Origin of the sequence: Wolbachia endosymbiont of Drosophila baimaii, assembly GCF_028982185.1 — a bacterium.
Lineage (GTDB): Bacteria > Pseudomonadota > Alphaproteobacteria > Rickettsiales > Anaplasmataceae > Wolbachia > Wolbachia pipientis.
In genome coordinates, this window is record NZ_JAPQLE010000109.1 from 1 (window position 1) to 12,307 (window position 12,307).

General features: G+C 34.6%; 8 protein-coding genes and 1 pseudogene. 2 read left to right on the forward strand and 7 right to left on the reverse strand.

The window, feature by feature from the left end:
• Window positions 1–782 (reverse strand): annotated as a pseudogene (locus OZD66_RS03640) (IS4 family transposase); the annotation flags it as partial.
• 260 nt (window positions 783–1,042) lie between these two features.
• On the reverse strand, window positions 1,043–1,849 hold the full coding sequence (gene ygfZ, locus OZD66_RS03645) for a CAF17-like 4Fe-4S cluster assembly/insertion protein YgfZ (RefSeq protein ID WP_182366666.1): 807 nt from the start codon (window positions 1,847–1,849) through the stop codon (window positions 1,043–1,045).
• Window positions 1,850–2,035: 186 nt separating this feature from the next.
• On the opposite strand from ygfZ, the gene OZD66_RS03650 reads away from it, so the two are divergent.
• Window positions 2,036–2,317 (forward strand): co-chaperone GroES, encoded by a 282-nt coding sequence (locus tag OZD66_RS03650; protein WP_173862895.1) that lies wholly within the window; start codon window positions 2,036–2,038, stop codon window positions 2,315–2,317.
• Between the two features lie 100 nt (window positions 2,318–2,417).
• Complete coding sequence (gene groL, locus OZD66_RS03655; RefSeq protein ID WP_182366663.1) at window positions 2,418–4,067, forward strand: chaperonin GroEL; 1,650 nt, start codon at window positions 2,418–2,420, stop codon at window positions 4,065–4,067.
• A gap of 562 nt (window positions 4,068–4,629) precedes the next feature.
• Here groL and OZD66_RS03660 read toward each other — a convergent pair.
• The 5 genes from OZD66_RS03660 to coxB form a co-directional block, all read right to left on the reverse strand.
• A complete protein-coding gene (locus OZD66_RS03660) occupies window positions 4,630–7,572 on the reverse strand; it encodes a YhdP family protein (RefSeq protein WP_182366657.1) in 2,943 nt (980 codons plus the stop codon).
• On the reverse strand, window positions 7,565–8,002 hold the full coding sequence (gene rnhA, locus OZD66_RS03665) for a ribonuclease HI (protein WP_182366654.1): 438 nt from the start codon (window positions 8,000–8,002) through the stop codon (window positions 7,565–7,567). The genes OZD66_RS03660 and rnhA overlap by 8 nt, the downstream gene beginning before the upstream one ends.
• Before the next feature lie 175 nt (window positions 8,003–8,177).
• Window positions 8,178–9,065 (reverse strand): heme o synthase, encoded by an 888-nt coding sequence (locus tag OZD66_RS03670; protein ID WP_182366651.1) that lies wholly within the window; start codon window positions 9,063–9,065, stop codon window positions 8,178–8,180.
• Window position 9,066: 1 nt separating this feature from the next.
• Window positions 9,067–10,617 (reverse strand): cytochrome c oxidase subunit I, encoded by a 1,551-nt coding sequence (gene ctaD, locus OZD66_RS03675; RefSeq protein ID WP_182366648.1) that lies wholly within the window; start codon window positions 10,615–10,617, stop codon window positions 9,067–9,069.
• A gap of 15 nt (window positions 10,618–10,632) precedes the next feature.
• Window positions 10,633–11,397 carry a cytochrome c oxidase subunit II gene (gene coxB / locus OZD66_RS03680; protein WP_182366646.1) on the reverse strand — a complete coding sequence of 255 codons (765 nt, stop codon included), beginning with the start codon at window positions 11,395–11,397 and terminating at the stop codon, window positions 10,633–10,635.
• Window positions 11,398–12,307: the final 910 nt, after the last annotated feature.

Genomic DNA, 12,307 nt, shown 5'->3' on the forward strand with positions numbered 1-12,307 from the left:
TAGTTTCTGACATATAATTCTTACTCTAATTTTTGCTTCTTTTCCTAACAATACTTCGTTTTCTAAAAATCTCTAAACATTCTAATAACTCCATTTTTTGATTTGTTTCTACATCATATACGTTGGTATCGACGACTTATGAAATAAGCTCCTATTTCATTGATTTGTTTAAAAGAACTTGGCACAAAATAACCGAGATCAGATATTAGCAAATCATTGCTTGATATATTACTTAAATGTTTCCTATATCCCTGGTCTGATCTTATTCCCTCCGTTAAATTAAGTTGGTCTATTATCTGATTCATGTAATCGAAAACTAATTGTAACTTTATTCTAGACTTAGTATTGCTTTCATAGCCACTGTAGCTAGTACCATAACCTTTATACATCTCTTCCATACTGTTAGGTAGAGTAATATAGCTACTGTCCAATAATTTAACACTATTAAATTGCTGTAAGATTTTGCAATCAACTTGCAAGATATTTTTAAAGAGAACCACAGATTCATTATACATCCTTTTCATAAATTCCACTGCTTCTTCAGTAAATCTAAAATCCAAACCTTGTTTTGTTATATCTATCGAGTCCTCGTTTAGTAATTGACACATTGTTTCTACGCTACAATTATCAACCCCTATATTACCCAAGACTATGACTTTTACGAACGATGAGCCTTTTAGCTTTCTCTTTCTTTTTATAAACCTTGTTGTAATTGAGATTTTGTCTGCTTTTTCATTAAAAAATTCTTTGAGCTTTTTTGATAAGCAAGTTATTTTATTCATTGGTTCTCTCACTAAAAGTACATCTGGGAGAACTTATACCTTATTATTCTATCTCTTTCATACCTTTATTTCCTTAACTTGACGCGTATGCTTTTTTGAACATTCCCGGAAATGCAGAAAAAAAATGTTCAACATTATATCAGGAGTCCTTGTCGTTTTAATCTGCACAGATTGCGAAGTTAAATGAAATAGCTTCACCGTTATGATAAGGGCGCTGGCGAAGGGTGTCAAGCAAGTTTTTCGTTTCTATATGCGCTACCTTAAGACTTCAACGTCTTAACGCACCTAACTCCATCTGCATATAAATTTGCATGGCTCTTTCCAGTATTAAGCAATGCAAATCCAACGTTGTCTACACTAGAGCGCAGTTCCCCTATTTCCTCATTGTTTTCATTTGTCACTTTAGTGCCAATATCTGGAAGTGCGTTATCCCCCTCAACAAAGTAAAGTTTTCTTCTGAATATTTCTTGTCTGCTCATTCGATTTACAACTTCCTGACCTATATAACACCCCTTATTAAAGCTTATACCGTTTACTTTATCGATTAAAAATTGCAGCGGAAACGATGAATTCTGCACCATATCTTTCGCTCCATCTGGAACGAGATTTTGAATTCTGACTTTTTCATACTGAGTAAAATCCCCAACCGGCTCTTTTATTTCATCTTTATGTATGATCCTCATTCCTAGCAGCTTGTGCCTTGGATCTTGAAAAATAACTTGTGACTTACTACTACACTCCGCCAACTTAGTATTAAACAAAACTCCAACCTTATATAGTGCGCTAACGTCTTTAATTTTCACTTTCAAATAAGTTTTAAGCAAATCCAGTTTCTCGATTATTTGCTGCAAGTGCATGTTTTCGCACTCCAAGAGGGTGTATTTACCATATTCAATAAGAAAAAAATCATATAGATATTTTCCCTGAGGGCTAAGCAATAAAGAGTAAATGGCTTTTTGGCTATCCAACTTATTAATATCATTGGTTATAATACCCTGCAGAAAATCTCTAGTGTCAGGCCCATATAGCACTATCACACCACGACTTAAAAATGGTATATAACTCATGAAATCTCTATAAATAAATCTAAATTCTATTATATAACATTAGGCTCTTTTAGAAACTGCTTTTGGCGTGCATATTTTATAATGGCGTGCATATTTTACAAGCTCCAGCCCTTGAAATCTAACTTACGAGTATATATATATAAACTTATAAGTTAATTTGTTGATGAGGAAAAACAAATGTCAAGTATAAGTTTAAATGTATTAGATGATAGCGTGCTGATCAAGCCTATTAGCGAAGAAAAGCAAGGTGGAATTGTGCTTCCATCAAGTGCTGAAAAGAAACCTACTAAAGGTGAAGTTATAGCAATTGGTGAAGGTTCACGCAATTCAAGTGGCGAACGCGTAACTTTAACTGTGAAAGCTGGTGATAAAGTGTTCTATCGCCAATGGGCTGGTACAGAAATAGAACATAATAATGAGAAGCTTATCGTGATGAAGGAATCCGATATACTTGCTGTCATTAAGTAGCAGTCTTTATTTTACTAAACTGAAACAAAGCGCAACATAGCGCATTGTAAATGGTTTTATTATAGTTTTATAAATTTTTTATTAACAAGAGGTGATAAAAATGACTAATGTAGTAGTATCAGGTGAGCAGTTGCAAGAAGCCTTTCGTGAAGTCGCAGCAATAGTGGATTCAACGGTAGCAATAACTGCGGGACCTAGAGGAAAAACAGTAGGGATTAATAAGCCCTATGGAGCACCAGAAATTACAAAAGATGGTTATAAGGTGATGAAGGGTATCAAGCCTGAAAAACCATTAAACGCTGTGATAGCAAGCATCTTTGCACAAAGTTGTTCTCAATGTAACGATAAAGTTGGTGATGGTACAACAACGTGCTCAATACTAACTAGCAACATGATAATGGAAGCTTCAAAATCAATTGCTGCTGGAAACGATCGTGTTGGTATTAAAAACGGAATACAGAAGGCAAAAGATGTAATATTAAAGGAAATTGCGTCAATGTCTCGTACAATTTCTCTAGAGAAAATAGACGAAGTGGCACAAGTTGCAATAATCTCTGCAAATGGTGATAAGGATATAGGTAACAGTATCGCTGATTCCGTGAAAAAAGTTGGAAAAGAGGGTGTAATAACTGTTGAAGAGAGTAAAGGTTCAAAAGAGTTAGAAGTTGAGCTGACTACTGGCATGCAATTTGATCGCGGTTATCTCTCTCCGTATTTTATTACAAATAATGAAAAAATGATCGTGGAGCTTGATAATCCTTATCTATTAATTACAGAGAAAAAATTAAATATTATTCAACCTTTACTTCCTATTCTTGAAGCTATTGTTAAATCTGGTAAACCTTTGGTTATTATTGCAGAGGATATCGAAGGTGAAGCATTAAGCACTTTAGTTATCAATAAATTGCGTGGTGGTTTAAAAGTTGCTGCAGTAAAAGCTCCAGGTTTTGGTGACAGAAGAAAGGAGATGCTCGAAGACATAGCAACTTTAACTGGTGCTAAGTACGTCATAAAAGATGAACTTGGAATCAAGATGGAAGATCTCACGCTTGATGATCTTGGTACGGCTAAAAATGTTAAAATTACTAAAGATAATACCACAGTTGTCAGCGAAAATAGCGATTCTGACAGTGTGAAAGCTAGAATCGAGCAGATTAAATCTCAAATTGAAACTTCAACTTCTGATTATGATAAAGAAAAGCTAAGAGAACGTTTAGCGAAATTATCAGGTGGCGTTGCTGTGCTCAAAGTTGGTGGAGCAACTGAAGTGGAAGTTAAAGAACGTAGAGATAGAGTCGAAGATGCGCTGCATGCAACAAGAGCTGCAATTGAAGAAGGTATAGTTCCAGGTGGTGGGGTTGCGCTTCTTTATGCTTCATCTGTTCTCGACAAATTAAAAGGTGCAAGTGACGAGGAACAAATAGGCATAAACATTATCAAGAAAGTTCTCAGTGCTCCAATTAGAAGGTTAGTCAAAAATGCTGGTCTTGAATCTGCTGTTATAATTGACTATTTGATTAAGCAGAATGATAAAGAGCTTATATACAACGTTGAGGCTATGAATTATGCTAATGCGTTTACAGCTGGTGTGATTGATCCAGCAAAAGTGGTGCGTATTGCTTTTGAAACAGCGGTATCTGTTGCGAGTGTGCTGATAACTACTGAATCTATGATAGTTGATGTACCAAGCAAAGAAAATGCTTCATCTCCTATGGATGCAGGAGAAATGAGTGGCATGGGTGGATTCTAAGTAGAATGAAACCGTGGAGCAATTGCTCCACGGTAGTTCCAAAAAATCTCACATTTTACTATTCGTTAAAGGTAATACGTTTGGTGCAGAAATGCACTACTGTTTGCATCCGTTTCACTCCTTTATATTGTGGTTGTCTAATAACAAAAAGGCAGCATAAGAAAACTATAACCCCTAGTATATTTATATTATAGCTGACCCAAGCAACACGTCATACCGCGATTCATTCCACAACTGTACGAACATTACAATATGGCACATAGTAAACGATGTCATGAAAGTAGCTGACACTGGAATGACACCCTTTTGGATGGAAACCAGTGTCACGCACTGGAATGACACCCATTTGTTCCTATAGTTGTCTTTTCTCGTCTACCTTATTTTGCCACTCTGCTGAACAGATACAATTTACAACCACTCCCCTACCCTTTTTAGTTGTTCAGCAAATATAGAGAGGTTAAAGGGAGTGGTATTACTTAAACAACTAAATATAAAACCAGGTAGATCATTCTGAAATTCTTGCATTTTTGTCCATAATTTTGTTAAATAATTTCCCTTTTGGTCATATCGAACCAAATTTCTTTTTCACACCACCTTTTAAGCCACTTTCGTTAGTTTTTGTCATAATGCGATCAAACACTCCCAATAACCTCTTTAATAGGTTTGGAGTTAGCGAAGAGATAAGATCAACAGATACGTTATTGTTTTTGTCATCACCACTTGCTTTATAGTCTATTGAAACGATTCCCCTACTTTTCCCACCAGTAAGAAGTTTTCCAATTATAGGAATTTTTAACAAAGATTTATTAATTGAATATGCTGGTATTACTTGTCCTGCAACCTGGAATTTATAATTTCTAATATCGAGCTTACCACCAGTGCTAATACCTAACTCCGCCCCTTCAAGCCAAGATTCTTCAATTTCAATAGTGCCATCTTTGTATGAAAAAGGTGCATTACATTTGTAAAAGTATACACCTTCATTTTTTATGGCATTTACAATGCCAGGCAATGAAGACATCGACAATAAAGTAGTAAGTAGTGGAGCATCTTTGATGTAGAAATTGCTAATGGATAACGTACCATAATGTTCTCCACTTTCTCTCTGAGGAGAGAGATAAAAAGACAATTTGCCGTTTTTAATTGATTTACTAATGCCTAAGGAACGCAAAAGCATACCTGAATTATCCGCATATATTTCGAGCCCTATTCCACTGTATTCTGCTAGTATGTTGCTGCTATCTTCCAGAAACTGCCCTGTAAATTGACTTCCATTGCAATTACCTTTAGTACAGGTTACATTCAGCTTAGCATTTTTGATAACGATGCCTTCTTTCATAATTACATTGTCAACATTCATACTAATCTCTATATCTTTATTTAATCCATTACTGTTTTTGCCAAGCAAGCCTAAAATATCACTTAAGTTAATTTCCTCACCATAAATAGTTATGGCATTTTTCTCCTTACCTGATTCAATTTCTATACTAAAATCATTATCAGACAATTTAAAGCTACTAGAATTTAAATATAAATTTCCATTTTCTACTCTTCCGCTGAATTTTATATCTAGGTCATTTCCTACAATGTCTAATTTATCTACTAACAATTCACCTGCTCCTTTTAACCTTGTAGAAAACAAAATTTTATTGTGATCTTCAAAGCGATTTTTCCATCCTAAGTAGCTTGAATGTGATTCAAATTCTGATAAATCTATATCACCATTAACATACCCCGTCTTATCTTGATTTATCACTGACTCTAAATTTGCACTGACATAGCCACTATCAAAATTAAATATTTGAGCAGGTAAATCTCCGGTCAAATTCCAGGCGAAACTTTCATTCCTATTGCTACTTTTCAGGTCAAATAATAGCTGTGTGTTATTCACCATACCACTACCATTTAAATCTATAAAGTCACTGCCAAAACTAAGCTTAATATCATATTTACCAAGACTTGCATTATAGACGGCCAAATTGTCAATTTCGGAATGAAAATTGGCCGAAAAATCTACTTTTTTGTCATCAGCATTTAGATTAAAAATGCGAAAATTAAATACGGATTTTGCCATTCCACTTACTTTATCCCTTTCAACCTTCACCACATCATCCAGCTTAAATTTTATAGGCTCATATAAACCATAAGCATCACTTACAGCTTGGCCATTAATGGTTAGAACTGAATTTTCCTTATTGAGAGATTTCATTGCAATATCACCACCATTAACAGTGAAATTCTGAAACTTAGCGCTATTTACAGTAATTTCAAGATCGTTATTCTTGATGATCAAATCACCCTTTAATTCCTTTACTTGCTCAAAATCTTCATCAAATTTTACGCTACCGTTTTCTATATCAGCAACAATTACAATGTCTGACAGATCGTCATCAACCAAATTGTTAATTTTGCCATTGAAACTTACAATGGTATTTAAAACATCCCCTTCGATATTATCACAATACCAGCTTTTAAATTTACTATTTACTACACTATCTGGTATATAAGTACATAAATCCTTTGCAGCAAACTTACTAATATTAATTCTAAGCAAAACATGACTTGTACTAAAGTTCATTTTGCCTATCAAAGAGAGATACGTGTCATTTAATTTAAAATGGAAGTTTTTTACACTAATAATTCCATCACTATATGTTAAATTTATATTTACATTAGTTAAGGCTAAATTTTTGTTCAAATAATTTTCTATATTCAATACGTATATATTTCCATCTACAATTTCATCCTTTTTATTAATTTTCACTGAGAAGCTTCCTTTGAATCCTATATTTTTGTCCAAATTGTAGCTTTTAACTAATGTAGAAAACTTGTTCAATAGTCCCAATTTTAGATCATAAAATGTCCCGTACACATTTAGCAAATTGTTGCGATTTTTTATCGTAATTGATAAATCATCCAAAAATCCCTTTCCATCTTTTGTATTCACATGAATATCTAAAACATTAAAATCTTCCCCCTTCCCTATATATAATTTATCAATAAAAAATTCATCTTCTGTGCTTTTATCAATAGCGATGTTAGTAAATTCAATTTTTGAATCCGCATTTAAGTCAAAAAAAAATTCCCTTATTGTTTTTACTGAGTTTTGCAGATTAAAATTTACTGCTTTAAAGTCAGCTTCTTTCTGATTGATACATACATGCACATTATCAGCTGAAATCTGAGAGAGATTTGTGCTAGCTTTAAATAAGGAACTTAACTTAAAATGTACAAAAAGCTCAGGAACTTTTATAGTAAAATTAGGGTTTGCTATTGCCAAATCTGTAATGACTAAATACGGATCTTTACTACCTTTCTGCCAAACAACTGAGGTATTCTCCATATTAACGCTTGAGCCAACAAATATTTTTGATATTTTATGTTTAACATAAAAATTAATATAATTAATATTGATTTCTAAAGGACTCTCACCCTTAAAAAAGACAAATAAGCAGAATACAAACAATAGAACTATGGAAAGTGATATAGTGATTTTTTTAAGCATCGATTATTGCTTTTCTTGCTAAACTATCAGCCTCCTCATTATACTTATCGCCACTGTGTGCTTTAACCCACTTCCAATCAATTTCGTGTTGTGCAGCAACGTTGTCTAGCTCTTTCCACAATTCCATATTTTTTACTGATTTTTTATTACTTGTTTTCCAGCCATTCATTTTCCACTTATCTATCCACTCTGTTATGCCATGTTTAACATAAAGACTATCCGTATATAAATTAATATTACAAGAAAATTTCAATACTTTCAGCCCATTGATCACCGCTGTTAACTCCATTTTATTGTTTGTGGTATTTTCTTCTCTACCATAAATGTCTTTTCTATAATCTTGAAATAATATGATAGCTGCCCATCCTCCCGCTCCAGGATTACCAGAACACGCCCCATCCGTATATATTGTCACTTCTTTTTTACTCATCTTTGTTTATATCGGTTAACAAAGTATATAGTTGCTTTTATGAAAGCACAATTTCTAAAGGTAGTTTAAGCTGCACCTTTAAATTTTATTATAGAAACAAAAAAAAGTGTGACAACGAGCATTACCAAAAGGAAAAGTAAAAAATAGTTTTTATGCTTCTGCCGTTCTTTCATAACTAAAATAAATCAATAGAACAAAAAATAATACTGGCGAATAGGGAAAATAGATAAGAAATTGAGTAAGAAAACATTTGTTTCTGTGAGTTGTGGTTCTTGAATCTGAGAATTGATATAGCGTACCAAATAAAGATGCAACCTGCAAAAATTGCCATGCTTAGATAAAGTAAAGCCTTTTTCAAGAATAGAGCTGGAAGCAAGCTAGTTAGCACCAGCAAGACACTATAAATTAATATATATTTTCTTGTTTTTTCCGGACCATAAACAATATTGAACATAGGAATCGATGCTCTTGCATAGTCTTCAGACTTATTTAAAGATAGGGCCCAAAAGTGTGGTGGAGTCCACATAAAAATTACTAAAAATAAAATGAAACTTTCCCAACTGACAGAATTAGTCACAGCTGTCCAGCCAATCACTGGAGGAAAAGCACCTGCTGCACCACCGATAACGATATTCTGCGGAGTGCGCCTTTTTAGCCAAATTGTATATACGAAAACGTAAAATAATATGCTAACAGCAAGCAAAGCAGCAGAAATATAGTTTACTGCTATTGCCATGATAAATACTGACAATATTCCAAGAGTTATACCAAATTCAAGCGCGCTTTCTGCAGAAACTCTACCTGAAGGTATAGGGCGGTTTTTTGTCCTTTCCATGAGCAGATCTATGTCTTTGTCATACCACATATTTATAGCACCTGCAGATCCTGAGCCAAGAGCAACACATATAAGAGATATTAGTGCTAGAAAAGGGTGCATACTACCTGGTGCAGTAACCATACCAGCAACTGCAGTAAATACCACAAGATACATTATCCTTGGCTTCAGCAAACGCCAAAAATCCAGTATTGTTGATTCAACATTTAGCAAAACACTTGTGTACATTCTATTTTACCACTGGTGGCTTTTCGAAAGTATGAAAAGGCGGTGGTGAAGATACCGTCCATTCCAAGGTGTCACCTTCCCAAGGATTATCTCCAGCTTTCTTGCCCCATTTAAAGAGATGTATAACTATAAACACAAAAAACATAACTGAAACAAAGGACATATACGAACCAATTGAGGATATATAATTCCAAGGGATAAACGCATCAGGATAATCAGGTATACGCCTTGGCATACCAGCTAATCCTAAGAAATGTTGAGGTAAAAAAGTGATATTGGTGCTAATAAAAGTAAGCCAAAAGTGGATTTGACCTAAGCGCTCATTATATTGTTTACCCGACATTTTACCAATCCAATAATAAAAGCCAGCAAAAGCTCCAAATAATGCAGCAAGTGACATGACATAATGGAAGTGAGCAACAACATAATAGGTGTCGTGCAGGAGCTTATCTATTCCACCATGAGAAAGAATTATTCCCGTTATGCCACCGCCAACAAACATAAAAATAAAACCTAGTGCAAATAGCATAGGGGTCTTAAACTCAATTGCTCCACCCCACATAGTTGCAATCCAGCTAAAGACTTTTACACCAGTTATAACACCGATAAAAATTGTGGTAGTGCTAAAAAATGCAGCAGCGTCAGCACTAAGCCCAACAGTGAACATATGATGAGCCCAAACCATAAAGCCAAATACTGCTATACCTATCATTGCATAAACCATCCCTATGTAACCAAATACAGGTCTGTGAGAAAAAGTTGATACAACCTGACTTATGATGCCAAATGCAGGAAAAATAATTACGTAAACTTCTGGATGACCAAAAAACCAAAATAAATGTTGAAATAACACAGGGTCACCACCACCTGCAGGATCAAAAAAGGAAGTACCAATATTGCGATCAGTAAGAAGCATAGTTATAGCACCGGCAAGCACTGGTAAGGCAACAATCAACATAAATGCTGTTAGCAAGACAGACCAAACAAACAGTGGCATCTTAGTTAATGACATTCCTTTTGTGCGCATGTTAAATATAGTAACTATAAAGTTGATCGCCCCAACAATTGACGACATACCAGCAACGTGGAGTGCAAGTATAGCAAGGTCAACTCCTGCACTTGGATGGGACATTACCTGTGATAAAGGTGGATATAAAGTCCAACCTGTACCTGGACCTTCACCAATAAACACTGAGAGAATGAGCAAAATAAAAGATGACACTAACAACCAAAAACTTAAATTATTCATACGAGGAAATGCCATATCTGGTGCACCAATCATGAGAGGTACAAACCAGTTACCAAATCCTCCCATGAGGGCTGGCATTATCATGAAAAACACCATTATCAACGCATGCCCTGTAACCATTACGTTATATAATTGATAGTTATTGTTAAGTATATTAATGTGCATTAGCTGAGTGCGAATAATCACCGATAATAATCCACCAATAATTCCAGCTAATATGGAAAAAATAATGTACAGTGTCCCTATGTCTTTATGGTTGGTGGAAAACAACCAACGCTTTATGCCCTTTGGTGCGTCACTCATATCTATACTCCAAATTTAACTCACTAATTTTCTATTTTCAATCCACTTATTAAAATCTTCTTTGCTTACTGCTTCAACAACAATTGGCATAAATCCATGGCCTTGACCACACAATTCGTAGCACTGCCCATAATAAACACCAGGCTTTTTGATATTAAACCACGCCTCATTCAGCCTACCTGGTATCGCATCAATTTTTACACCGAAAGCCGGTACTCCCCAACTGTGTATCACATCTCCTGCTGTAACTTGTAAACGAACGTTAGTATTAACGGGTAAAATGATGTTGTTATCAACAGAGAATAGCTTTAAATCTCCTTCGATAAAGTCTTCTTTTCCCTTAATATAACTATCAAATGACACACCTTGATATTCTGGATATTGGTAGCTCCAATACCATTGATGGCCAATAACTTTTAGTGTTATATCAGCTTTCGGTATTTCTTCCTGTAGCTTCAGTAATTTAGCGTTTTCAAAGGCTAATATTCCAACAATAATCGTTGGTATAACAAACCAAACAATTTCTAAAAGAACATTGTGATTAGTTTGGCTTACGTTTGCCACTTTGCTTTTACGAAAGCGAAATACTACATAAGCAAGCAGCGCCCACACAAAGAGCATTATTGCAACCATCACAAGCATCACAAACGAATGTGACCTAACTACAGCCTCCATTACTTCAGTTGCAGGAGCAGGAAATCCAAATTGCCAGGAAGTAGGAGCAGAGACAACAGATATATTTGAGTAAAATATTATCAATAGTGCAAATAACTTCACCATATCTTTTGTTTGTTTGCTATAAAACTAAGTGATATACTGTATAATAGTATATATAAACTTACTATGCAAATAGAGATTAGTGATGGTTAATAATTTTTTAGCATTCAACAAGTATAATAGTACAATACTAGTTTGAGGAAAAAAGCATTTACATAAATCTATTGTAAGTAAAAATATTATAATATTTTAAATTAAGTATTTACTTTAAGTAAGTTCTATAATAAGTTTAATAGTGGCTGTTACTGCTAATAACCCTCTAGCCTCACACCTAAAAGCAGTAACAGACACTATTAAACTTTATGATAAGTTTATGATTTGCAAGATCAAAATCTTGCAAGTGTCTTTATTTCATTATACATTGCAGTTTGTTAATTAACTTTTAATGCCTATGGTAGCATTTACTGAACCAAAGGTTTGCGTATTATAGAAAATAATTACAAAAAAAACACACTATTTATATACCATACAAACTTTTTTCATTCTGCATAGCTGAGTTACTAGATTCTGTAAACGAAATCTTTAGAGAAGCCAAATGGGCAAAGTTTCATGAAGGTCTTTGGCATCTCTTAGCATAGATCCCTTACTTAACCGTCATAGCGCGATTCATTCGCAGTATCTCAAAGCATAGATCCCGCTAACACGTAGCTGGATGACGGTTGTCAGGGCAGTGTCCCTATGATGTCATTCAAGTAGCTGACACTGGTTCCTTTATGATGGCAGTGCCCCTATGGTGTCATTCCAGTGCTTGACACTGGAATCCATCCTTTCCATAATCATCAAAACATTGTATTTTAACGTAAAACAGCTATTTTTATGCTCACCAACTTAATAAAATTCCTGGATCCCAGTGGGCTTTGTTGCATCGCTAGCTATGATGGATTAAAGATAAAAAAGGTGGAGAATATCAGTA